Source organism: Aliiglaciecola aliphaticivorans (assembly GCF_054782055.1).
In genome coordinates, this window is record NZ_BAAGTF010000049.1 from 1 (window position 1) to 23,663 (window position 23,663).

At 39.2% G+C, this 23,663-nt stretch carries 19 protein-coding genes and 2 pseudogenes; 5 read left to right on the forward strand and 16 right to left on the reverse strand.

Going from position 1 to position 23,663, the window contains the following annotated elements; translation table 11 throughout:
• Nucleotides 1-88 precede the first annotated feature (88 nt).
• From ACYVIL_RS18740 to ACYVIL_RS18750, 3 genes are read right to left on the reverse strand one after another with little or no spacing between them, the layout of a single operon-like run.
• Entirely contained in the window at nt 89-2,149 is a 2,061-nt protein-coding gene (locus ACYVIL_RS18740; RefSeq protein ID WP_229816627.1) for an efflux RND transporter permease subunit, read from the reverse strand.
• 4 nt (nt 2,150-2,153) lie between these two features.
• A complete protein-coding gene (locus ACYVIL_RS18745; protein ID WP_229816626.1) occupies nt 2,154-2,900 on the reverse strand; it encodes an efflux RND transporter periplasmic adaptor subunit in 747 nt (248 codons plus the stop codon).
• Nucleotides 2,900-3,493: a TetR/AcrR family transcriptional regulator gene (locus tag ACYVIL_RS18750; RefSeq protein ID WP_191867412.1), complete on the reverse strand. Its 594-nt coding sequence runs from the start codon at nt 3,491-3,493 to the stop codon at nt 2,900-2,902. The genes ACYVIL_RS18745 and ACYVIL_RS18750 overlap by 1 nt, the downstream gene beginning before the upstream one ends.
• 458 nt (nt 3,494-3,951) lie before the next feature.
• Here ACYVIL_RS18750 and ACYVIL_RS18755 point away from each other — a divergent pair.
• A pseudogene (locus tag ACYVIL_RS18755) lies at nt 3,952-4,107 on the forward strand (DUF6444 domain-containing protein); the annotation flags it as partial.
• 89 nt (nt 4,108-4,196) lie between these two features.
• On the opposite strand, the gene istA reads toward ACYVIL_RS18755, so the two are convergent.
• Nucleotides 4,197-5,501: an IS21 family transposase gene (gene istA / locus ACYVIL_RS18760; protein WP_460314126.1), complete on the reverse strand. Its 1,305-nt coding sequence runs from the start codon at nt 5,499-5,501 to the stop codon at nt 4,197-4,199.
• Between the two features lie 694 nt (nt 5,502-6,195).
• On the opposite strand from istA, the gene ACYVIL_RS18765 reads away from it, so the two are divergent.
• Nucleotides 6,196-6,498 carry a transposase gene (locus tag ACYVIL_RS18765; protein WP_425325384.1) on the forward strand — a complete coding sequence of 101 codons (303 nt, stop codon included), beginning with the start codon at nt 6,196-6,198 and terminating at the stop codon, nt 6,496-6,498.
• A 316-nt stretch (nt 6,499-6,814) separates the two neighbouring features.
• Here ACYVIL_RS18765 and ACYVIL_RS18770 read toward each other — a convergent pair whose 3' ends face one another.
• From ACYVIL_RS18770 to ACYVIL_RS18780, 3 genes are read right to left on the reverse strand one after another with little or no spacing between them, the layout of a single operon-like run.
• Nucleotides 6,815-8,041: an NAD(P)/FAD-dependent oxidoreductase gene (locus tag ACYVIL_RS18770; protein ID WP_191867411.1), complete on the reverse strand. Its 1,227-nt coding sequence runs from the start codon at nt 8,039-8,041 to the stop codon at nt 6,815-6,817.
• Nucleotides 8,042-8,085: 44 nt separating this feature from the next.
• Nucleotides 8,086-9,468 carry a cytochrome P450 gene (locus ACYVIL_RS18775; RefSeq protein WP_191867410.1) on the reverse strand — a complete coding sequence of 461 codons (1,383 nt, stop codon included), beginning with the start codon at nt 9,466-9,468 and terminating at the stop codon, nt 8,086-8,088.
• 51 nt (nt 9,469-9,519) lie between these two features.
• Nucleotides 9,520-9,840 carry a 2Fe-2S iron-sulfur cluster-binding protein gene (locus ACYVIL_RS18780; protein ID WP_191867409.1) on the reverse strand — a complete coding sequence of 107 codons (321 nt, stop codon included), beginning with the start codon at nt 9,838-9,840 and terminating at the stop codon, nt 9,520-9,522.
• A gap of 254 nt (nt 9,841-10,094) precedes the next feature.
• On the opposite strand from ACYVIL_RS18780, the gene ACYVIL_RS18785 reads away from it, so the two are divergent.
• Nucleotides 10,095-11,105, forward strand: coding sequence for an AraC family transcriptional regulator (locus ACYVIL_RS18785; RefSeq protein ID WP_191867408.1), 1,011 nt, complete (start codon nt 10,095-10,097; stop codon nt 11,103-11,105).
• 321 nt (nt 11,106-11,426) lie between these two features.
• Here the strand turns inward: ACYVIL_RS18785 and ACYVIL_RS18790 are convergent.
• The 4 genes and pseudogenes from ACYVIL_RS18790 to ACYVIL_RS18805 form a co-directional block, all read right to left on the reverse strand.
• Nucleotides 11,427-11,558 (reverse strand): annotated as a pseudogene (locus ACYVIL_RS18790) (IS5/IS1182 family transposase); the annotation flags it as partial.
• A 21-nt stretch (nt 11,559-11,579) separates the two neighbouring features.
• On the reverse strand, nt 11,580-13,142 hold the full coding sequence (locus tag ACYVIL_RS18795) for a long-chain-fatty-acid--CoA ligase (protein WP_460314130.1): 1,563 nt from the start codon (nt 13,140-13,142) through the stop codon (nt 11,580-11,582).
• A gap of 75 nt (nt 13,143-13,217) precedes the next feature.
• Nucleotides 13,218-13,643: an MAPEG family protein gene (locus tag ACYVIL_RS18800; protein ID WP_187447826.1), complete on the reverse strand. Its 426-nt coding sequence runs from the start codon at nt 13,641-13,643 to the stop codon at nt 13,218-13,220.
• A gap of 195 nt (nt 13,644-13,838) precedes the next feature.
• Nucleotides 13,839-15,254, reverse strand: a complete 1,416-nt coding sequence (locus tag ACYVIL_RS18805) for a coniferyl aldehyde dehydrogenase (protein WP_187447827.1) — start codon at nt 15,252-15,254, stop codon at nt 13,839-13,841.
• Nucleotides 15,255-15,841: 587 nt separating this feature from the next.
• Between ACYVIL_RS18805 and ACYVIL_RS18810 the strand changes: the two genes are divergently transcribed.
• Together ACYVIL_RS18810 and ACYVIL_RS18815 are read left to right on the forward strand one after the other, a co-directional pair.
• Complete coding sequence (locus ACYVIL_RS18810) at nt 15,842-16,324, forward strand: PaaI family thioesterase (protein WP_187447828.1); 483 nt, start codon at nt 15,842-15,844, stop codon at nt 16,322-16,324.
• Complete coding sequence (locus ACYVIL_RS18815; RefSeq protein WP_187447829.1) at nt 16,324-16,767, forward strand: PaaI family thioesterase; 444 nt, start codon at nt 16,324-16,326, stop codon at nt 16,765-16,767. Before ACYVIL_RS18810 ends, ACYVIL_RS18815 begins: the two co-directional genes overlap by 1 nt.
• Before the next feature lie 131 nt (nt 16,768-16,898).
• Here ACYVIL_RS18815 and ACYVIL_RS18820 read toward each other — a convergent pair whose 3' ends face one another.
• From ACYVIL_RS18820 to ACYVIL_RS18840, 5 genes are all read right to left on the reverse strand, one after another.
• Complete coding sequence (locus ACYVIL_RS18820; protein WP_460314133.1) at nt 16,899-17,210, reverse strand: hypothetical protein; 312 nt, start codon at nt 17,208-17,210, stop codon at nt 16,899-16,901.
• Nucleotides 17,211-17,509: 299 nt separating this feature from the next.
• Nucleotides 17,510-19,087 (reverse strand): AMP-binding protein, encoded by a 1,578-nt coding sequence (locus tag ACYVIL_RS18825; protein ID WP_460314135.1) that lies wholly within the window; start codon nt 19,085-19,087, stop codon nt 17,510-17,512.
• A gap of 33 nt (nt 19,088-19,120) precedes the next feature.
• On the reverse strand, nt 19,121-20,101 hold the full coding sequence (locus tag ACYVIL_RS18830) for a BtrH N-terminal domain-containing protein (RefSeq protein WP_460314137.1): 981 nt from the start codon (nt 20,099-20,101) through the stop codon (nt 19,121-19,123).
• A 58-nt stretch (nt 20,102-20,159) separates the two neighbouring features.
• Nucleotides 20,160-22,490, reverse strand: a complete 2,331-nt coding sequence (locus ACYVIL_RS18835) for an efflux RND transporter permease subunit (protein WP_460314139.1) — start codon at nt 22,488-22,490, stop codon at nt 20,160-20,162.
• Complete coding sequence (locus ACYVIL_RS18840) at nt 22,490-23,629, reverse strand: WD40/YVTN/BNR-like repeat-containing protein (RefSeq protein WP_460314141.1); 1,140 nt, start codon at nt 23,627-23,629, stop codon at nt 22,490-22,492. The genes ACYVIL_RS18835 and ACYVIL_RS18840 overlap by 1 nt, the downstream gene beginning before the upstream one ends.
• Between the last annotated feature and the right edge of the window lie 34 nt (nt 23,630-23,663).

Here is a 23,663-nt window from a genome sequence, read left to right on the forward strand (position 1 = left end):
GAAATAACTAGGCCTATTGTTGAAAATGAAGTCTAAAATGAAAGGTAACCCAGCTCCACAAGCCATTAACTGCGAGGGTTGTGGCGATTTATGTTACTTTAGAGGGGAAAATCCCTAGAACCCCAAATGTGCCTAACATCTGGGAGACTTGTTGCGATATCTCGCTAAGCTTTTCCAGGTTGTCACCAGTAATAACGATTTGTACTGGTGCATTACTGCCGCCAGTGTTTATGGGTGGGATTTTTTCAACGGCCAAGGCCATAGATTGTATGGACTTAAACGCTTTACGGTACTTGATTATTATCTCTGCCTGACCTAAACCGCGCTGTTCAATGGACTTTAACTTTACATAGACTAAGGCTTTGTGCGACTCGTTGGCGGTGGTATAAGCAATGCTCAGAGTATAATAATCAATCATGTCGTCGTCTTTGATGGCATCCATAATGGGTTTCATTCTATTTTTCATTTCGCCAATGGATGTACCTACTTCTGCTTTGGCGGTGATTTGAAACTCGCTATTATCTTCCGCCGGAACAAAGTCCATGCCGACATTGGTGAATATTTGGCTGGATAAAATAAGGAAGCCAAAGGTCACTAATACGGTAATGTATTTAAATCGAATCAGGGGCTTTAGAATTCTCACATAGCCATTATCTAATGCCTGGAACAGGGGTTCTGTTTTGGCATGGAATTTAGTTTCTTTGTGTCTTAACACTCGGGCGCCAATGGTGGGAATAAACATAATCGCCACGAAATAAGACAATACAATACCGGAGGCAACCGTCATGGCAAACGCATTAAAAAATTTGCCGACGAGTCCACTCATGAACGCAACAGGGATGAAAACGGCCAGTAACATTGCCGAAATTGCCAGCAGTGAAAAGGCAATTTCGTGCACACCTTCATAAGTTGCTTGAAAGGCTTCCATGCCAGATTCCATTTTTTTGCTGATATTTTCAATCACTACGATTGCATCGTCTATGAAAATGCCTATGGCGAGGGTGAGTCCAATTAAGGTTAATTTATTCAGGTCGTAACCCATGTAATCGATAATCGCAAAGGTACCGATGATAGAGGTTGGGATGGCCAGTGCAGAGACGATGGTTGCGGTAAGATTACGTAAAAATATGAAAACAATGACTATCGCTAAAATAGCGCCAAAAACTAAATCAAACTTGACCTGATCGACACTGTGAATGATTTTATCGGACTGGTCTTTGATCAAGTTTATCTGATAATCGTCACCGGCCAGCGTTTTTAATTCGGGTAACAATTGCTTGGCTTCTTTAATGATACCAATGACATTGGTGCCTGATATTTTCATAATATTCAGCATCACGCCGACTTGTCCATTGTACGACGAATAACTTTCTACATCGCTTAAGCCATCAAATACCTTTGCCACATCTTTCAAACGTAAACCGGGTTTTATTTCTATATTGGCCAATGATTCAATGTCCTTGGCATCACCATGGAATTTAATAATCAGTTCTTGTTTATCGTTAATACTCTTACCGGAACTGGCTTTAAAATTTTCATTGCCAATGACATTTTGCAATTCAATCGCTGATATTTTGTATTTATTGAGCAGATAGGGATCGACCAATATACGAATTTCCCGGTCTTGATAGCCGTCAATATCCACATCACCAACATTGGGGATGCGTTGTAATTTGGGTTTGATCTTTTCATCAACCAGCTGCATTAGCGCAGACATATCACCTGTTTTGCTGACCACAAATACACTGATAGCTTCGCCCGCCGTGCTGATTTTTTGCACCAGAGGTGCCAGTGCGTTTTCCGGTAAGATCACACCACCAATCTTATCTCGCACATCGTTAGCGGCCTCGTTGATGTCTATTTTTAGATCAAATCTAACGATGACATAACTCAATCCTTCATAGCTGGTTGAGTCCAATTTATCGATGCCATTAATACCCGAAACGGCTTCTTCAATTTTATCGGTAATTTTAGATTCAACGGTTTTAGCATCCGCGCCGGGATAAACCGTTTTGATAGTGACTATGGGGAAATCCACATTCGGGAAGAGTGCCAAAGGCATTGAGGTGTAGGACTTGAGACCAAATATGATAAGCGCCATAACGGCCATAAGGATGGTGATCGGACGATTGATTGCAAATTTATACATAGGGCTATTCTTGACTTACTTTTACTAAATTATTGCTATCATCCGAGGTGAGTATTTTACCTTCGCCAAATAGACCCACTTTTAAACCTTTGGCAATCACCTGTATGGCGATTTTTCTGTTATCCCTATTGGCCTCCGGGTATATCCGGTAAACTTGGCCCTCATATTGCCTGTCATCACCATCGACTTTATATAGAAAGGTATCGCCAATATTGACATCGCTGTTATATTTTTGATCAAATTCAACGACCAATATTCGAGCATGTTCACTTTGAAGATTGAAGGCGGTTTTTATCATCTGCCCATTCACTACATCCCCTAGCTCAATCATTCTTTTGCTAATCACACCATCGAATGGCGCTCTTAAAATGGTTTTATCGTAGATGGCGTTTTCTACTTCAATTTTGGCCTTAATGGCCTCATACGCCATGGCGTACTTATCAAGCAGGGCTTTATCAATGAGATTTTTTTTGTACAGATCTTTGTGTCTTTCATGGTCTAACTTGGCGTATTTCAATGTCACTTTAGATGCATTGTTGGTGGCAATTAAGTCGTCGCTGGCTAATGTTGCCAGGATCTGATCTTTTTTAACCACGCTCATAATGTCGACATGTAATTCTTTAATAATACCGCTGTAATTGAACGCTAAATTGGCACCCTGTTTCGCATGTACGGTAAAGGTTGCATATATTTCTTTGGCTTGTACCGTTGCAGCGGAAAGTGCTAGGGCTAACGTTATGATTATTTTCACTATTTTACCTCAATTAAATCGAACAGTGTGTCTATATAGTCTTTGAATTCTTGTTTTAAATCCCTGCCTTCTGCCCAGGCAATCACCATATAGCCCCTTTCTGCTTTCATTAAGCCATCTATCAAGTGTCTGGCCACGTCCTTGATTTCGCCTTTTTCGATGCCCTCGTTAATAATGTCTTCCAGGATATTTCTTATAAAGCCGGAACACTCCCTATTGAATTCGGCCATGGGACTGCATTTTGACGACAAGGTGACACTTAAATATTCCCGATAAACGTCCAGGTGTTTTTCATAAGGCTTATAATCCGAGAGGAAAAAATCGAAGAGGTATAATACTTTTTGCTTAGTCGATGTCTGCTTGTCACTTTGACTAAGTAAATAATTGTGGTGCTCTTCAATGAACTTTCGAATGATTTCAAAAACTATTTCTTCTTTATTACTAAAATAATCATAAACCGTTCCTTTACCAATCCCTGCGGTTTTGGCTATCTCGGTAATGGTTAGATTTTTTATGCCTTTTTCCAATAACAGCTCAGTACAAGCACCTGCAATGTCTCGTCTTTTCTTGTGTTTATCTACTTTAATTGCCATTTTGTTCCACAAAGTATCCGTCAATTATAAATGACCGACAGTCGGTCATTTATAATAATGTTAACTTATTTGTAACTATTCAGCGAGTTTAATTCAAAAAACGCTTGACGGGGTTTTGCTTGGTTTTTTCAGAAACGCCAAACATTTCTTCAACCTACCTACTCACCCGGTACGTCGGTCGGCCTGATCGACTGTCGGTTTTAATCAACTTCCTGATAGCCGGTCGAAGTCAAAAAATAAAAATCCGTTACATTGCTTTACAGCGCGCAAAAATTAGTTAAAAAAAGCCATGATAATATGGGGATATTGAATCACATCGTTTAGGTCGCTGGGTGAAGCTGGATGGCATTGACATAGAGCAGACACTCAAGGAAGCCGAATTACTTCTTAATCAAGAGAAGGATTTGTCGCCCGCCTTAAAAGCCATGTTCAGCGTGCTAATTTTAGTAGTACAGCTGCTAACTAAGCGGTTGGAATTAAACAGTCAAAATACCAGTAAGCCGCCGTCGACGGATCCAAATCGAAGAAAGAAATAATCAAAGGCGTCAGATAAAAAACCAGGTGGGCAAAACGGTCACGTTGGTACTACATTGCAGCAAGTCGATAAGCCAGATGAAACTGAAGTCATTAATATTGACTGAAAATCCTTGCCTAAAGGGCGCTATAGAGAGGCAGGTTTTGAGACCCGACAGGTATTTGATATTTATAGAAAGGTGACCGAATACCAGGCACAAGTCTTGGTCAATGAAAAAGGCCAGTACTTTGTTGCGCTCTTTCCCAAAGGGGTGACCACGTTCAAGGCTCTGTTGTAAAAAGACTTCGCTAAGGGGGATACCTGTGACAGCCTGTCTTGCCCCCGATGTATTTTGGCATTGGTTTTGGCTAGCCATAACGCATTAATATGCTGTTCGTTTTCAATTTGCTCCCCTTTGCCAAAGCTGCGCGGATGCTCGGCTATTAATGTTTCACCATCAATAATGCGTACCCGCTTTAAACAGGCGTTCACCGTTAGCTGCTTTTGGACCTGTTGATGGGGAATGGAGTAGTCATTTAAATCAAAGCGAACATAGGGTGTTTTTGAGGCTTTAACCTGCTTTTGTTCACGGGTATTAAATGGGGTATCAGGTAATGCCAATAGACTTGGCTGCTCTTGTAAAAAAAAGGCTTCTCTGACGGTTAAGTCAGCATTTTCAGGGCAGCGCCTGTCGATGCTTACCCCCTGGCACCAGTCGTTAGCCTGGCGATTTAAGTCTTCAACTGATTGATAATGACGCCCGGCAAAGAAGTTATCGCGGATATAACGAATGGCACGTTCAACCCGGCCCTTTTCATTCCCCCGTGCCGGGGCGGCTGCTCTGGGGTTAAAACGGTAATGGCTCGCTAAATCAAGCAACGTTGGATGAAAGCGTATGGCTTGACCCTGGCGCTCTAATACCGCTGACTTGAGATTGTCGTATAAAAGTATTTTCGGTAAACCTTGCCATGCCTCGAATGCGCCAACATGACCGCGTAAAAAGTTTTCCATTTGCTGGTTGAGATAAAACTGTAAAAATATTTGCCGCGACCAACTCAACACCATCACAAAGGCCATCAATGGCCGCTTGGCGTTGCCAATTTGGATATGACTGAAATGTCCCCAATCCACTTGTGCCTGTTCACCGGGCAAGGTTTTTAAACGTAAATACGCTTCGGGAAGTTGTCTGGGCCTTAACTCACTAATACGTTGGCGGAACTGACTGGATCCACCTCTAAATCCTCGCTGCTTTGCCATTTCATAAAGCCTGGCTGCGGTCAGTCTCGGAAATTCATGGAGGGTTTCAATAATAAAGGGCAGGTAAGGGTCGATAATGGATGCAAGGCGGGTTCGCTCAACTTTAGGTAAGCCGGCCTGAGCTAACACCCGATCAACGACACCATGATGAATGCCAAGTTGGGTGGGCAATCGTGCCGGTACGCCATTGTTCAACAAAATGATAACGTAATATTTTTGCCTCGACCTCTTTGTCAATTGCCATATTTGTTTCCTCATCAAAGAATTAAGGCCTCGCACCGTAAATTGGCCTTACTGACCCGATAACGTAAAAACCCATGCCGCAAAAAGGGACTACAGACCTCGCCACAGAAGTGGCAATACATCGTTGTTGTCTGTTTTTGGTGCTCTACAGGGCATTTAGGTGAATTTAACTGCTGACTCAGTACAGCACGGCGGGGAATTTCAAGGGAAGAGTCATGCGTTACTTTTTGTTTTTGACGGGCTCGAAAACGTTGTTGTCGTGCGGCATTATTAAAACGTCCTGCACGCGTTGTTTGGTATTTTTTACTGGTGCGTTTTTGTGAGGCTATTCTTGCGTTTTTACTACAACCCTTAGTGCAATAACGTTGGCCGCGATCACAACGGTGACAGATCACAACTAGCGTATGACAGCGAAGACATTGATAAAGGCGACTTGACGTTGGCATCGGCATAAAAAGTCGATGAGGGCTGGATTTAATCCCAAATTATGCAACACTTATTGGGTCGTGCACCTGCACGGTTTTATAGGGTATGACGTTAGCTAAGACGGTCAATCGGTGGTGGCGTCATACCGTTCTCAACGACACTTCTTTTTATAGTTCTTGAATGTGAACTTTGCCTGTTTATTGATTTTTTAATTCAGAATTGAAAGTGTGAATGGATCATTATTAGATAATGATTTTTTAATGTGGAAAGTTCTGCTTATCTTAAAAATCGGCAAATAACCGCGCTTTTGGAGTGGTGTTTACAAGAGGTAATAGACGCCATGCAGCAGCGGCTCGACGATAATCCAGACACACCCGTTCTGAGAAAACAAACCGTAGAGCATCCGTTTGGAACGATTAAAATGTGCATGGGTGCGACACACTTCTTAATGAGACGTAAAAAGAATGTGAGTATCGAAATGAGCCTAAATGTATTGGCTTACAACCTGAAACGAATGATGACCATAATGGGAACAACTGTATTGATGGAAGCCATCAGTAAATAAAGGCGAATTCAGCCTCCATTCACGCCAAAAATCGCGTTAAAACATCATATTTGTCATTATCGACCCACCTCAGCACCACAAAACCAATATGCCGCGCTAACGCTAATAATCGGTGACTAAGTCGTTTCACAGATCGGGGATCACATATGACGTAGTTGGGTAGCGGCATTCTGAGTTTTTACACAGTCTGTGCCAGAACCTGACATATCAGGCTCATTATTATATTGTCAATTTTTCATCTAACACCAAGTCCCTACAGTAAGCAATTTCAACTTGCTTGAATTGTATCGGATTAAATTAAGTCTAATTTTTGAATTTAGCTTACATTCAAGAGAAGAGTTTTTAATGGAATTGAGTCATCTAAAAGTTGGTTTAACGGAATAATGGTCTTTTGTGTTATGAGTTTTTTACTCAACATAAAGTCTTGAGGGCGGTTAACACAGTCAGCAGCTATCAGTTGCCCCTCTTTTAAATAAAAGGCTGTAAAGTTATACCCTGTCAACCTGTCACCACGAAAAATGATTTCATCATAACCTTGACTCAAACCTGCGATTTGTAATTTCAGATCGTACTGATCAGACCAAAACCAAGGCAAGGTAACGCTGCCTTTGTCCAAATCACAAATGGATGCTGCAGCAATTTTGGCTTGTGCGTTCGCGTTTGGTACGGATTCCAGTCGAATACGGCGACCGTATATTTTGTTGAACTGATTTGTGCCGTCACCCGCAGCAACGATATTCCTGTCGTTTGTACGGCAAAAATCATCGACTAGTATACCGTTATCAACTACTAAACTTGCCATCTCTGCCAACTCGACATTGGGCTCAACACCCACCCCAACCACCACCAAGTGTGCAGAAAGTTCAGTACCGTCGGCAAGTAAAACCTTTTCAATATAGTCATGACCATCAAACCCTGTCACCGTAACGTTGGTGTGAATACTGACTCCATTTTCACTATGTACGCGCTGATAAAAATCAGACACTTCAGGTGCGGTTACGCGCTGCAGTATTCTAGACGCCGTCTCCAGTAAGGTGACCTGCATTCCAAGCTTAATAAGCGAAGCCGCAGTTTCTAAACCAATATAACCACCACCTACAATAACGGCGTGTTGGCCTTTCACCACATTCGCTTTTATTGCTTTTGCATCGTCCATATCTCGAAGGTAATGTATACCCTTCAAGTGACAACCGGGAAGGTCAATTTTTCTCGCCCTCGCACCTGTACACAATGCCAGCTTGTCGTATGTAAATGTTTTACCATCGCCAAGGGTTAAGATTTTTTGCTGTCGATTGATTGCTGTAACGCGCCCCTGCACAAAATTCACACCATGTTTTTCGTAGAATTCGGTGGGCCGAATCACTAGGCTTTCAGAGGATTTTTCGCCAGATAAAAATGCTTTAGAAAGTGGAGGTCGATGATAGGGTAAATAAGGCTCATCACTGATCACTAACACATCACCTTTCCAGCCTTCTTGTTTAAGACTAGTGATTAATTGAGCGGCAGCATGGCTCGCGCCGATGATGATGCATTTTTGTGTCATAAATCACCTTACCTTTTTCTCGTTTTAACTTTAGAAATGAAATGCTACTGCTTCGAGGTGAGCTTAACCATCATCGATGAGTAACCTTTGACAAAGTTCGATTGCACCCCTTCAGGCTCACCGACCACTTCAATTTTGTCAAAACGTGTTAGTAATTCTTCCCAAAGAATACGTAGCTGTAATTCTGCCAAACGATTACCCATACAACGGTGCACCCCAAAACCAAAGGACAAGTGATTACGTGCCCCTTTTCGCTCAATAATAAACTGATCGGGATGGTCAATAGCACGCTCGTCTCGGTTGCCAGAGGCATACCACATAACAACTTTGTCACCTTTTTTAATCGTCTGGCCGTTAAGTTCAACATCTTGTGTTGCAATACGTCTCATATGCGCCAGCGGAGTTTGCCATCGAATAATTTCTGACACCATATTAGAGATCAGACTAGGATCGTTTTTGAGTTTGGCAAATTCATCAGGGAATTGGTTCAGAGCGAGCACCCCTCCTGACATAGAGTTTCGCGTGGTGTCATTTCCTCCGACTATCAATAACACTAAATTGCCCAAAAATTCTAATGGTTTATCGATTAAGTCTTTTGTGGCATCACTGGCTTGCATAAGACTAATCAAATCAAAACCAAGCTCTTCTCCAGCCGCTGTTCTAGCTTGTTTTTCGCGCCAAAGCTGAGAGAAATCCTTGGCCATGTCTGCCATGCCCTCAAATACCTCATCAGTATCACTTATCCCTCCAGTCATTTCAGCTCCAGCCCCAGCTAAATCTGACCAGTAAACTAGTTTCCTACGTTTCTCAAAAGGAAAGTCGAGTAGTGTCGCTAACATTCTTGCAGTGAGCTCTATTGAAACCTCATTCACCCAGTCAAATGGTTTATCTAATGGCAGCATGTCTAGCACTTCTTGAGTACGGCTACGAATGAGTGCTTCCATTTCTTTTAGATTCTTTGGTGCGACAGCCCCTTGTACCGCTTGTCGCTGTAAATCATGCTTGGGTGGATCCATTGCAATGAACATATCTAGGGCGAGCTCTTTAGGTAGAGCGCCAATCACTACAAATGGCTCAGAAGAAAACAGTTCGTGGTTTTTATCCACAAACATGATATCGGCATAGCGTGTAATAGACCAAAATGGGCCAAACAGACTTTTCTTCTGAAAGTGAACTGGACACTCATCACGTAAGCGTTTGAAGTAGGATTCCCAATGCCCTTGTTTAAACAAAAATGGATTACTAAGGTCAATATCTGCTAGCGCCAACGTTGATACATCAGGTACCGAGGCTTCAACAATTTTTGGAAACCCTTGGTAAATCCCTACTTTGGTTTTCACCTTGTACATTAAATGGGCGGCTTTAATTTGCAAAGGCATAGGAACCATTGCGCTACTTTTTTCGACAATCACATCAACAATATTCATAACGATTTTTACCTCAGATAATTACTTACAGGGACTGAATGGACAGGGCGGCTACATTTGAAATTCAGGAAGACGCGCAATCATGCCATCCATCGTATCAGTCATGATAATTTGGCAAGCCAATCGTGAGGTTTCTGCACGCTCTGGGGTTAAATCCAACATTTGCAATTCTTCATCGCTTGCCTTTCCTATGCTAGCGCTCTGCGTGCCTTCAAGGATGACATGGCATGTACCACAGGCACATTCACCACCACAATCAGCATCGATGCCAGGAACGCCAGAATCTATAGCAATTTGCATCAGGGATTTGCCTGTCTCAATGTTAACTAGGTGTTCTGTACCATCGTGCTCTAAAAAGGTAATACTGCCCATAACTTACTCCGAAAATATTGATTGACCCGCTAGCTTCATAGCCCGCAAGGAGAGGGTACAAAAAAAACGCACCTCAAATTAACTAGATGCAGATTACGTGAGGACAGAAAGCTTAGGAAGGTCATTACTTGACATTACAGGGTCATTTAAAGACACTGGTCTTTTAACATGCTTAAATAGTTCTAAAGTTTGAGCAACCAAACACTTTTGGTTAAGCATCCGATAAACGAAATCGGCAGGAAGTACAGAATAATATGCCTGAAATAGCCTGTATATCATCAAACTATTCTCGTGTGATTGCGCGAGTGTTGGGTTTGCAAGTGCGCCAATTGCCCATGTTGATCAGCCAAACAGAAATGACCATCGATCAGTTTTTGCAGGAAGATACCTTGCTGACATCAAGGCAGCAGATTCAAATTTTACACAATGCTTTAGAAATGACTGATGAAGAGCTGTTTGGATTATACTTAGGTCAAATCTTAACACCGACAACTCATGGGGCTATGGGATTTATGGCCAGTAGCAGTCCTAATCTGTTAGTTGCACTTAAAGCGTTCAAAAATTATTTGCCCACTCGTATCGATTTCTTAAAAATAAAGTTGACGCGAAGTAAATGTTATTGGGATTGTACCTGGTTGTTTGACGCTGAGCTAAACGAAGATATGCACCGTATTTTATCTGAAGTACTAGCGTCGGTTATACTGCAAGTTGCCGAATTTATAATTGGAGACATTGTTAAACAGATACGTATCTGTTTTTCTCATAGCGCCCCTAGTTACTATCAACGTTATTCTGAATTCTTGCCCGGTTCAATCGAGTTTGCAGCTAATGAGTTAGTCATTAAAATACCTGCCGACCTTTGCAAAATAAAAAATGCATCGGGGAACCACGAAAACTATTCTTTGGCATTGCGTCAGTGTCAATCCATGCTGGATCAACTACCGACTAAAACAATAAGTCACATACATCAACTCAAGAAAATAATACTAACGTATCCAGTGGGAGACATTAGTGAAGAAACCGCAGCCTCCATGTTGTTTATTAGTAAACGAACCCTTTCAAGAAAGCTGAAACAGGAAGGTAGTAGTTTTAGGAAAATTAGAGATGAGCTACTTTCGCAACAAGCTTGCAGCTATCTGGCAAATAGTGAAATGTCTGTAGATGCGATTGCTGCAATTCTTAACTACCATGACAGCTCGAATTTCCGTCGAGCTTTTAAACGCTGGTTTCAGCTAACTCCAGATCAGTTTCGAAGGCAGTTATAAACTTAAGCGGAACACTACATCAATTACCTCTAGATGTCCGGCAATACGCTCAGGAACTCGTCAAATTCACGCTCTACATATTTAGGTAAGCGTTTACCTTGCTCAGCTAACGTTTTCTCTATGGTTTAGCAGACCGTTTAAGTAGTCTTTGCTGAAAAATGCAGTATTGCTCAGGCAGGACATTGGACGGTTTGTCTAAGCAACCTCTATTTTTTAAAGGCATACGTTAGAGAATACCTCATCAGCATTGTGATGCCGATACGCTCCAATATATAGCCAGTGTTACCCTCTAAATTCAAACAAAACGAAAGCGATATACCACTTCCTCAGGTTCCAGACGCAGGCAGTCATCAACAGATTGATACTGTCACTCTCACTGCCTTTGAGCCAGTTTCGGCATAACCTGTGATCTTGTTTTAAGTGTCCGATTATCGGCTCTATCGCGGCACGTTTTTATCACAAGGCGCGTAAAAGTTAATTTATGGTTCGAACTTTATCTTTCCAAAATGGGTCTCTAAGCTCATTTTTTTTATATTTACCCGCACCTGTCATCGGGAAAGGTTTCTCACGAAACTCCATGCTTCGAGGGATTTTATAATTAGCTATATTCTCTCGACAATGCGCGATAACGTCTTCTTCGGTAATCTCTACATTATCATTTAGCCGGATGATTGCATGGACACTTTCCCCCCATTCCTCACTAGGGATACCGATAACAATTGATTCAAGTATTTTGGGGTGCAAAGAAAGTGCATTTTCAACTTCGGCAGAGAATACATTCTCTCCGCCAGTAATTATCATATCTTTTACTCGATCAACTAGAAAAAGAAATCCATCTTCGTCCATATAACCTGCATCACCCGTTAAAACCCAATTATCAACAATTGTTGATTGAGTCTGCTTTTCATTTTTCCAATAACCTAGCATTACATTAGGCCCACAGGCGGATACTTCACCTACCTTTCCAGTGGGAACTACGCGACCATCTGCATCTCTAATTTCAACGCTCACACAGTAACCAGGGCGGCCAGCAGAGCGTAACTTACCCGATTTATCACCTTCTAATACATGATATTCAGCAGGCAAAATTGTAATTAGAGGTGATAGTTCTGATTGCCCGTATGCTTGAATGAATTGTACAGAAGGCATTTTTTCCATTGCTGAAATTAAAATTCCTTCTGGCATAGGAGACGCTCCATATACAATATTTTGCAATGAAGACAAGTCTGAGGTTTCTAGCGTAGGCTCTGAAAGTAACAGAGTTATCATTGTAGGTACTAATAGAACATGGTTCACCTGTTTAGCTTGTATTGTTTCAATAACAGCTTTGGGTGTAAAAGCAGGAATGAATACTTGGGTAAGTCCACTGATAACCGTACCATAACCAATACCTATATCGGCCAAATGAAACATTGGTGCTGCATGCAAATATCGCTCACCTTCAGTATTAATTTTCATTGCTGAAATTAAGCAAACAGAACTTGTCCATAGGTTTTTATGAGATAACATTACGCCTTTTGGAAAACCAGTTGTACCACCAGTATAAAAAATACCGACAAGATCATCATAATCACATTTGACTGGTTGCATTGGTGTAGCATTAGCTATAAATTCTTCATAATCTAATGTACCTTCAGGTGCCGAGTTTTCACCTATATAAATCATATGCTTGATATTGTCACATTTCAGCTTCAACTCTTTAGCTGTGTCGATAAAAGCATCATCAAAAAACAAAATGCTACATTCCGAATCATTTAATGAATAAAGGTTTTCTTTGACAGACCACCGAATATTTAATGGCACCATAACGCTGCCAGACCAAGGGATAGCATTTAAACACTCAAAATATTTATCTGAATTTAAAGCTAAAATTGCAATATGAATGCCTTTGCCTGCTCCGATGGCGGCTAGCCCACTTGCTGATTTCGCTACTCTGTTGTTAACTTCATTCCAGGTGTGCTCCCTGTCAGCGAAAGATGTTCCAATAGTGTTAGGTAAAATAGTAGCATTTCGTTGTAAAGCTTGATAAAAGTGCATAGCAACCTCTTATTTTTAGGTTTAAGTATTCTAATTATTTATGAGTAAATTTTGCATAAAAGCCAAATATTGTATTTACGTTATAAAAAAATTTACAAGTAGTTGATAGGAATAGAATAATAATAATGCTAATTGTATACTCCAAAAACTAGCACGTAAGATAACCGCGATAATATTAGTTGAAATCATATGGATTACTGATTGAGCTATACGGGCATAAAGTAGGTAGATAACAGTTGAATTCATCATATCTAGTTGTTTAGAAAGTGCCGCCACAATGACTAAAGCACAGAACACTGGCAGCATCTCAAGACAGTTTAATTGGGCTCTTGTAAGCCTTTGACCAAAGCCAGGAGTATTACTGCCATCAGGATGAAAGTTATTAAGGGCAACTTTATTGCTACTCAAAAAAGTATAATAAGCTCTCATATTTAAGAGTATGAAGCTAAGAACTAATGTCCAGCCAGCAAAGCCCGTTAACGCAAGTAAGGTTTGATTCATGTTTTTTCCTGTTTGTTATTTAAAAAGGATATTTTTTTGATTTTGTTCCTGCCAAGCGGGCTATGTTCATTAATCACTGATTATTAGTATCCCCAAAAGCATCATATTGAATGATGTTTTTTTGGGTTAAGCCAGAACAATAAATAGACTTGAGGATTAACTTAATGAATCCAACAACAATTTAAGATGCACGGCCTAGCGAATAAATAATTTATAAACCAATTTATGCATAAATCCGCCAAATGGAGGAAACAAGAGGTGGGCGAAACTAATACGCCCTTTCTTTAAAATTGACTTGCCGTGAGAGAATGTTTTAAAACCCTCTTCCCCATGGTATTGGCCCATACCCGAAGCTCCAATGCCGCCAAAAGGCAAATCATCATTGGCCACATGAAAAGTAGCTTCATTAATACAGACCCCACCAGCATGAGTGTTCAATAAAATTTCTTGCTGGAATGCTTTATCAAAACTATAAATATATAATGCTAACGGTCTGTCATTTTTATTTATATAGTGAATAGCTTCTGCGGTATTTTTGTAGGTAATTATAGGGATGATAGGGCCAAAAATTTCTTGTTGCATCACTTTCATATCATCGTTGACATCAGTTAGCACGGTTAAAGGCATTTTTCTTTCTGTCTTGTTGATAGGTTCTGCAGTGAGCGGAGTTATATTTGCTCCATGACTTCTCGCATCGTCTAACAAACCATTTAATCGTTCAAATTGGGCATCATTAATAATACTGGTACAATCTTTATTATTAGTGATTTTAGGATACATTTTACTATAAATTTTCTGTAGTTCTTCAACTAACACTGTGACTTTATCTTCAGGACAAAAAATATAATCAGGCGCTACACATGTTTGACCTGAGTTAAGAACTTTACCTAAAATAAAACGCGAAACAGCAAGTTTAATGTCTATTATACCATCAATAATTGCAGGAGATTTTCCGCCTAATTCTAAAGTAACCGGTACAAGGTTTTTAGCGGCTGCTTGCATAACAATTTTACCGACATTGGTTGAGCCAGTAAAAAACAAATGATCAAATGCTAACGAAGTGAATGCCGTAGCTATTTCAACCTCACCTCCAATAATAGCAACTTGTTTTTGCTTAAAGACTTTATGAAGTAAACCGGCTAATAGCGTTGCTGTTACAGGCGTAAACTCCGACATTTTTAACATAACACAATTACCCGCTGCCAATGCCGTAGCTAAAGGACCTAAAGATAAAAATACAGGGTAATTCCATGGTACTACTACACCAACCACACCAAGAGGTTGAAACAAAATAGATGCTTTAGCGGGTTGAAATAACAAGTCTACTTTACGTTTTTTAGGTTTCATCCATGATTTCAAGTTTTTAATGGTGTAATTAATACCTGAAATAGTAGTGATAATATCGCCTATCTTTGTGTCATCAGCACTTCTACTACCAAAATCTTTATTTAAGGCCTCAACGAAATCATCTTGATTATCAAGCAGGAGCCTCTTGAGTTTTTTCAGATCTTTAACACGATCATCATAGCTCCGATAAGGTTCGGATGAAAAATAACATTTTTGTAATTCGAAACATTCTTTAACGTCATTTATGGTTTGAAGTACGTGCATATTATAAGTTTTCCAAGATAAGCATTTTTTTATTATTCAATTTAAACAACTGCATTGCATTAGCAATTTGCGCCAATATCTTATCGTTTATAACAGTGTAGCTTTAATGCCCTGCGGCTTTACTGTCTTTATATTGTGGGGTAATAGGTTTATGTTCTCTATCCTTCAACATTTCGTCTAGACAAGCATTTTGGCGTAACAAAATTGTCTCACTACTGGTTGTCAGCGATTTACATCACCTCATCAACATACGATAAGTCACAGCCGTTCAGACTCAACTACCAATACAACTAGATAGTGGCATTGGGCAGTCATATTCGAACTTGTTAATACAATGATAATTTTGCTCTGAGAGGGGATATTTGGCCTTGCCGTTGACAGCACGAGAGCCCCATATATGTCTAAGTAAATAAATGTGCGCTAAGAATCAATGTTTATGCCCAAATTTGGTTATATTGATTACTGCCCACTTTTATTTTACAGTTTAGTCACGCCTTGGTGTCGTCACGTTGTTGATTATGTTTAACGGAATGCCTATGATTACAGAATTTTACTCCCCTAAATATTAAATGGCACGAGGAAATAGTATGTCAGAAAAAAAAGAGCGTACCTATCTAATTGACGACCCTCAATTTTCAGTTCTTTCAAAAAAGGGGTTTTTCGGGAATATCCCACACTCGAAGCAGCTAGGCATGGAAACAGTCTCTTTGGAAAGAAACAGAGCCATATTTCGAATTCCCTTTGCAGAAAGCTTGGTGGGTGATCTCGCCAACGGGATCATCCATGGTGGTGTTATTCTGTCTTTAATGGACAGTGTTGGTGGTATGGCCACGTTTTGTGCTTTGCCTGCGATGGAATCCATTGCCACCTTGGATTTGCGTGTTGATTTTCTCAAACCTGCGTTGGCAGGGCAGGGCATTGAAGCGGCTGCGGAGTGTTATAAATTGACCAATACGGTGGCCTTTATTCGTGGTGTGGCTTACCAAACAGATATTAATGACCCCGTTGCGTCCTGCGTGGCAACTTTTATGCGCGCGTCCAGTAGTAAAATGCAAGGGGTAGTTAAGTAATGTCAGAGAAAAATGATTTCTTCAAATCAATACGTGAAACCAAAGAGTTTGATAAAGCCATTGAGATGATCCCTTATGCGAATTTTCTCGGTGTGCGCTTCTCTGAAAATGAAGATGGCTCTCTAGTATTCCGTATGCCATTTGATGAAAAAAACGTAGGTAATACTGCGCTGCCTGCTATTCATGGTGGTGTGATTGCGGGTTTTATGGAGAATGCAGCTATCGTAAGTTTAATGTGGGCAATGGAGTCCACCAGCGTGCCCAAAGTGATTGACTTTAATATCGACTACATGCTCTCGGGCCGCGCCCAAGAAACCTACGCGCGTTGTGATATCGTCAAATTAGGTAAGAGGATTGCTAATGTGCAGATCACTGCCTGGCAGGATGATCCAAATAAAGCCATCGCGGTGGCGCGCTCCCATTTTAAGCTGATCCACGATTAATCTGAAATAAATGAGACGCCACATGGAAAGTATCGTCTCCACGTAATATGGAAAGCTAGATTAAACAAGTTTAGAAGTCGCCGTAAAAACTTGATTTAATTCGATTATATTCCAATTTAAATAAACCAAATCTACGGCGACTGTAATAAACTACTTATGATTTTATTAGAAGACTTATCTAATAGTAGATCAACATCATCCACAAAAATATAATTAATTTCACTAATAAAACATGAATCTAGCATTGAATTAATAATAGGCTCTAATGATGGCAAAGAGATATTATCAAGCTGATTTATAAAGGATGTATTCGTATCCAAGTTAGCAGCTTTAAGGGATATAACTATTTTTTTAAGAAGGGCTATGGGATTATTATCTGATTGAGATATAGATATAAATATAGACTTTTTTAAATTTTTAGATTCTTGATAAAGTTTATTCAAAAGCTCTGTTTTTCCGAAACCCGGCTGAGACTGTATAAGGGTGAGCTTATTTCGATGGATGTTGAAATTTTTAGAGCGCATAGATTAATTAGAAAAAATGTTTCACTTCATTAAGTTTAGAAATACCACCTAATAGTAAAGTAATATTTTCCACATCACAATACAGCGGTTTAAAGCCAAAATATGCCAGTAAAAATCTGACTTTGCTATAAGACTGTCGGCAATGTTCCTTGACCACAATAGATTTATTTTTAATTATCCAATATTTAATTGTAGAACAAAAGCCTTCAGTAACAGCATTATAAGTATAGGTTTGCATATTTTTCACGTAAAGGAGCTTTAAGAAACTTTCCTGTAGCTGTTTTAGCAATATCATTTACAAATAGAATGCGTTTAGGAACCTCGTAACCTGCAAGTTCGTTTTTACAAATTTTTATTAGATCAGTTTCCGTTATATCCACATTAGGTTTTGGGATGACGATAGCGGTTACGGCCTCTGTCCAATGAGGGTGTGGTAAGCCTATAACGGTCACACCAGCTACGCTTGGGTGTGACATTATGACTCTCTCTACCTTAACAGAAGCAACGTTTTCACCGCCTGTTTTAATCATGTCCTTCTTTCTATCAACAAACATTAATTGGTGATCTTCATCAAAATAACCTAGATCCCCCGAGTGATGCCAACCAAAAGTAGATACTTCAGCGGTAGCTTCAGGATCTTTATAATAGCTATTCATTGCTGAAGGTGAACGCCATACGATTTCACCTATTTCACCATCGGGTAATATTACGCCATTATCGTCCATTACGGCTTGATCTGTTGTTGTTAACGCTTCTCCCCAGTAATTACCATCTTTATATGACCATTTATCATGAAAGACAGTGGTAACGGGGGTCATTTCTGTTTGTCCTGAGCCTAAGATAAACGGACATTTAAAAATAGCTTTCAAGCGGAGTAAGCTTGGTTTATCCATTGGTGCCATTGCATACATACAAGTATCTAATGCACTGAAGTCGTATTTTTCTATGTTAGGAACCTCTAGAAGCGCTTTCCACATTAAAGGTAAAAGAAAAATAAAGTTAACTTTTTCTTTTTCAATAATTTTGACAAAATCCTCTGATTCAAACGTTCTAAATATAAGAACCGTACCACTCATATGCAATACTGAGGTTGAAATTAGGTGTTGTGCACAATGAAACATTGGCATAACCGATGTACCTATACCTTCTTTTTTTATGCCTAGCTCAATAGCTGCTGATAGGCTATTGATAAATAGGGCAAGATGAGAAGTTTCTACACCTTTAGGTTTAGATGTTGTGCCGCTGGTGTATAAAATTTGTAGAGGATCGCGATCGCTAATAATTAGATCTTCATTTTCTTTATCAGCAGCACTTTCAAGTAACTGATTAAAACAAAGGTAGCTATCTGGTACGTTACAACCTGTAACAGGTATTGAAATCCAATGTTTCAAAAAATTGAGTTCGTGTTTGCATTGTTCAAATTTTTCAACTAATGAATCTTCAATAAATATTGCTTTAGCTTCGCAGTGATTAAGCGTAAAAACCAAATCAGAAGGTCCTTGTAAATAATTTACAGGTACAACAACAACGCCTGCTTTCATGCAACCATAAATAACGAGAGCAAATTCAAGTGAATTAGGACTGGCTAATGCAACTCTATCACCTTGCTTTATATTTAACGCTCTTAACATATTATCAACTTTATTTAGCGCTTTATTTAACGCTAAATGAGTATAAGCAAGCCGTTCATTGTTTCTGTATTCTACAATGGCGTCAAGGTTCGGGGATGTCGCTGCTTTACGCCTAAAAACATCGCCCATCGCAACTCTGTTAATTATGTTTCTGGAAGTATCCATCAATATTCCTTAATTTTTAATTAAGTTATAAACTTAAACTAATAAAGCGCTCTCACAATAGAAGGTTTCTTTTGCAATCACTTGTTTAATACATTCTTTAATAAATTCAAAATCTGGTTTATTGTTCTCAGAGGCTTGCTTAAAAGCGGTTGAAAGCACATGCCAACTCTGTGCACTTTCAAGCATTTTATTTTCTAATTCTAAGGTTTTAATAGATTCTAGATGTTGGCCCGCTTCAACTAAGAATCGAGCATACATTTTTCTAAAACCACTACCGCCGGTACCTCTTTTTTCAATAGTTTGGTATGCAAATCGACAGTTCCATTGCCAATCATCAAATTCAGCCCAATTACTGAGATCATCGGTCAGGGAATGCAAAGCAGAAAAGCCGCTTGAATGCTCAGTTGAATTAAGCAACCTATATGCATTTTCCTTAATAGCCAATTTGCATAATGTTTGTAAATCTGTAGGCTTGGTTAGATGATGCGGAGCATAAAAATCACCATTACATATAAAGGGGGGTATTTGTGATACCCGCGCTTTTCTCATATCCGAAAATGATACAGTTTCTAAGTTTTCTCTTTCTGTATCAGTAACGTAAAAAACGTTACTATTTTTATCGTAACCCCAAACCATAATTCCATGACCAGGAAAATGACTTGATGAATTAAAGTAATGTAAATAAAAAATATCACTAAGTAGTAGTGCAGGCCGATTTTCGTTTATGGCACAAAGAAGTTGTTTCTCGCTTTCTTCTTCCGTACGGCCACTTAACCATGAAAAATCATCTACACCAATAGCATTAAAAAAGCGCTTTTCATATCCTAAAGAGCGAGTATGAAGCAGGCGAGTAGGAGATGAAGAGGGTGTTTTTAAATAAGTAATGCCTAAGCCGCCGCCTATACCAAAACAGAAGTCTTCACTCCAATCGAAATGATGAAAACGAACCAAGTCTGCTATTGCAGTGCTAGAACAATGATGTCCTGGAATATGAGTATGATTAATTAAAGTCACTTAATATCCTTGAGTTTACTTAAACACATATCTAAAAGTATTATTAGTAGTTTGCGAACTAAGATTCGCTCTGGCTTTTTCCGATACGTAATAACCAAGCTAAACTTGGAATTAAGGTAAGCGCACCGATCATATTAAAAACAAACATAAAGGTTAATAATAAGCCCATATCGGATTGAAATTTGATTGGAGAGAAAGCCCATGTCGCTACACATATTGCTAAAGTTACGCCAGTAAAACCTACTGCTTTGCCGGTTTGGTTTAATGTATATAAATAGGAAATATAGAGAGACTTTTTCATGGCAAGCCCTTCTGTTATTTTACTGAAAATATAAATGCCATAGTCAACCCCAATCCCGACACCTAATGCAATTACAGGTAGTGTTGCAACTTTAACTCCTATACCTACAAAGGCCATTAACGCTTGACTCAACACCGAGGTGACAATCAAAGGAACTATAATACATACAACAACAGGCACCGATCTAAAGGTGATTAAACAAATAATAATAACAACTGAATAAACCCAAATAAGCATCTCATTTTGTGCTTCTTCAATTACGATATTGGTTGATGCTTCAACACCTGCATTTCCAGCGGCAAGAAGAAATTTAATACCATCTTGAGGATATTGTTTACTAAAATCTCCAACTGTATTGACGACGGTGCTTAATGTGTCAGCTTTATGGTCATTTAAGAAAACAATGATAGGAGCCATTGAACAGTCAGCATTAATAAAACCGGATGGGATTTGTGATAAAGTTGCATTGACTACAAATTCGTTTCTATTCAAATTAGCCCACTTTAGAGAACCTTCATTCATGCCAAACATGCCCAATTTTGAAATGTCAGATATTGATCTAACTTCTTGAACACCCGCGGTATTTTTAAGCTGCCATTGTAGTTGGTCGATTAACACCAAATTGTTATATTTACTACATTGATCAGCGCCTGTTTCCGCCATAATGACAAATACGTCAGTACTTGCGGTATAGTTTTTGACAATAAATGCATTATCAAGGTTATATCTAGAATCAGGTCTTAGTTCAGGAGCCCCTGCATCTAAATCACCTATTTTCATAAATTGAGAGTAATACAACCCGCCTGAGAATAAGCCCGCAGAAACGACAATAGTTAGTATGGCTAAAGGAGGCTTAGAAAAGTTAGCAAATAACTTCTCTACTAAGCTAATGTTATGAGTATTTTTTCTTGAATACTCAACTGCTTTAGGCGATATACCAATAAAGCTTAATATAATAGGCAATGCAACCAAGTTAGTTATAATGATAATCGCCACCCCGATGCTGGCCGCAATAGCAAGCTCTTGAATGACACCAATATCAATAACCATTAATGTAGTAAAACCAATAGCATCACTAATCAATGCGGTAATGCCGGCCAAATAAAGTGATCTAAAAGCAAGTTTCGCAGCATCTAGTTTATTTGCGCCTGTTTCAGCATGATGAATAATAGAATTTACAATTTGAACACCGTGACTTACACCAATAGCAAACACTAAAAACGGTACTAGCATTGAGTATGGGTTTATACCATAGCCCATTATATTTAGTGTGCCTAACTGGGCAAAAACAGCCAAAATAGAACAGATAACAACAGCAAATGTGCTACGTAAACAGCGGGAATAAAACCATAACAACAGTAAAACAATTAGTACCGCTAACATAAAAAACAGAACAACTTCCATTGCTCCATCAATTAAATCACCAACCACTTTTGCAAAACCAACGATTCGAATATTTATATTTTCAGAGGTGTATTTTGCTCTAACTTTATCTTCGAGAGCTTTTGAAAATTCATGATAATCTAATGGCAACCCTGTTTCAGGATTTGTGTCTTGTAAGGGGGCTAAAATAATACTTGATTTAAAGTCATTACTGACTAGGTTTCCAACCTGCCCAGATTTGAGAACGTTAGACTTGATGATATCAAGATACTTTTTCGAACCGTTGTATCCATCGGGTATAATACTACCCCCGATAAAGCCTTCTTCGGTAACCTCTTGCCAACGTACATTAGGTGTCCACAAAGACTTTAAACCATCCCTATTAACACCTGAAATGAAAAATACTTCGTCAGTGACATTTTTTAATACTTCTTGGTAGTCAGCATCGAAAATATCCCCATTTTTATTTTCAACAACAACCCTTACTACATTTCCTAAGTTTGATAATTCCTTTTTGTAGGATAAATAGTTATTAATAAACTCATGGTTAGTGGGTAGCATTTTTAAAAAACTGGCTTCAGGTTTTACTTGGGTACCCTGAAAAGTTAACACTGCACAAAGTAAAATGAGACATGTTAATATTAAAATTCGATTAGAAAATATCAATTTTTCAAAGAATAAAACTAACTTATTAGAATGAGACATTAGTGATGAATTCCTTCATTAATATTCAACGAAATAATACCGAATTGACCTGCTAATATTAGTTGGTCACTAAGGACGGTAACTGCTGATATAGCTGCGGCTGAGGAATGTTTGGTTAAGTTGGTTTTTTCCGGCTTATTGATATTGAAGCTTAATATAGTTCCGCCGTGTCCAACCAATATTGTGTCACCGTTATCTTTAGTAAATCCAGCAAGTAGAGTCGCCCTGTTTTCAGAGATAAAGTGCTCCCAGTGCTCTCCTTGATCTTTAGAGATAAAGTAATTACCTTTTAAACCAAAAGTAATAAGGTTGCCAGACTCTTTGTGGCTAAGTATTCCAAAAAGGCTTCCGTTGTATGGAGTATTGATAGATTTCCATGTGCTACCATCATCAATAGATTTATAAACCTTGCCCTGCTCGCCAGCAACATAAGTACTATTGTTTTCATCTGTGATAATGCTATTAAGGTGGTATTTATCTGGATTGTTCAATCGCTCATCTAACAATTGCCATGTTTTTCCTAAATCCAAACTTTTAAGTAAAGTTCCATAGGCTCCAACGGCTATAAGACTCCCATTCTTTGTTTGAGTTACTGATAATAGTGGTATAGTAGGGCCAGAAATTTTTGCTTTTCCTGCATCCTCTAAAGAAAACTCTAAATCCTCTAGTGCAAAATCAGCTTCTTCAAGGGCGTCAGTATCTGTAATAGTTTCAATGGTTTTTTTGAATGCCCTTATTCGTTTTTCGATCAAACCTATTTTTAGGTTTATAAGTTCGAAACCATCAAAGAGTTTAATCCAATCCATTGAATTTTCTTTAGCCGAAATAATGGCCCCGTCATGTCCTACCGCTAATTTTGTACCGTCAGACAAAATAATAACGTCGGTTAATAAAAGAGCTACAGGCGATATTTCTTGCGTATAATCGCCAGGAGATTTCCAATTTAATATATGCCCTCTTTCCCCAACGGCTAAAACATTATTATTTAATCTATTAGTTATAGAAGTAATAATGCTGTTAGGGGCTAAGTGGCTCATTGATGAATTGGTGTTAAGTAGCTCTATTGTAGCTTGACAATTAGTGCCATAAAATAAAAAAAAAACGAATAACAGAAAACCTGTTCGGGTATACGATCTCACAATACTCTCCGGTGGTAGGTAAATAGGATAAAAT

Bases quoted from the DNA above. Each gene is read 5' to 3' on its own strand.
- ACYVIL_RS18740 (WP_229816627.1), bottom strand. From the start codon at position 2,149: ATGTATAAATTTGCAATCAATCGTCCGATCACCATCCTTATGGCCGTT.
- ACYVIL_RS18750 (WP_191867412.1), bottom strand. From the start codon at position 3,493: ATGGCAATTAAAGTAGATAAACACAAGAAAAGACGAGACATTGCAGGT.
- ACYVIL_RS18770 (WP_191867411.1), bottom strand. From the start codon at position 8,041: ATGACACAAAAATGCATCATCATCGGCGCGAGCCATGCTGCCGCTCAA.
- ACYVIL_RS18775 (WP_191867410.1), bottom strand. From the start codon at position 9,468: ATGAATATTGTTGATGTGATTGTCGAAAAAAGTAGCGCAATGGTTCCT.
- ACYVIL_RS18780 (WP_191867409.1), bottom strand. From the start codon at position 9,840: ATGGGCAGTATTACCTTTTTAGAGCACGATGGTACAGAACACCTAGTT.
- ACYVIL_RS18785 (WP_191867408.1), top strand. From the start codon at position 10,095: ATGCCTGAAATAGCCTGTATATCATCAAACTATTCTCGTGTGATTGCG.
- ACYVIL_RS18795 (WP_460314130.1), bottom strand. From the start codon at position 13,142: ATGCACTTTTATCAAGCTTTACAACGAAATGCTACTATTTTACCTAAC.
- ACYVIL_RS18800 (WP_187447826.1), bottom strand. From the start codon at position 13,643: ATGAATCAAACCTTACTTGCGTTAACGGGCTTTGCTGGCTGGACATTA.
- ACYVIL_RS18805 (WP_187447827.1), bottom strand. From the start codon at position 15,254: ATGCACGTACTTCAAACCATAAATGACGTTAAAGAATGTTTCGAATTA.
- ACYVIL_RS18810 (WP_187447828.1), top strand. From the start codon at position 15,842: ATGTCAGAAAAAAAAGAGCGTACCTATCTAATTGACGACCCTCAATTT.
- ACYVIL_RS18815 (WP_187447829.1), top strand. From the start codon at position 16,324: ATGTCAGAGAAAAATGATTTCTTCAAATCAATACGTGAAACCAAAGAG.
- ACYVIL_RS18825 (WP_460314135.1), bottom strand. From the start codon at position 19,087: ATGGATACTTCCAGAAACATAATTAACAGAGTTGCGATGGGCGATGTT.
- ACYVIL_RS18835 (WP_460314139.1), bottom strand. From the start codon at position 22,490: ATGTCTCATTCTAATAAGTTAGTTTTATTCTTTGAAAAATTGATATTT.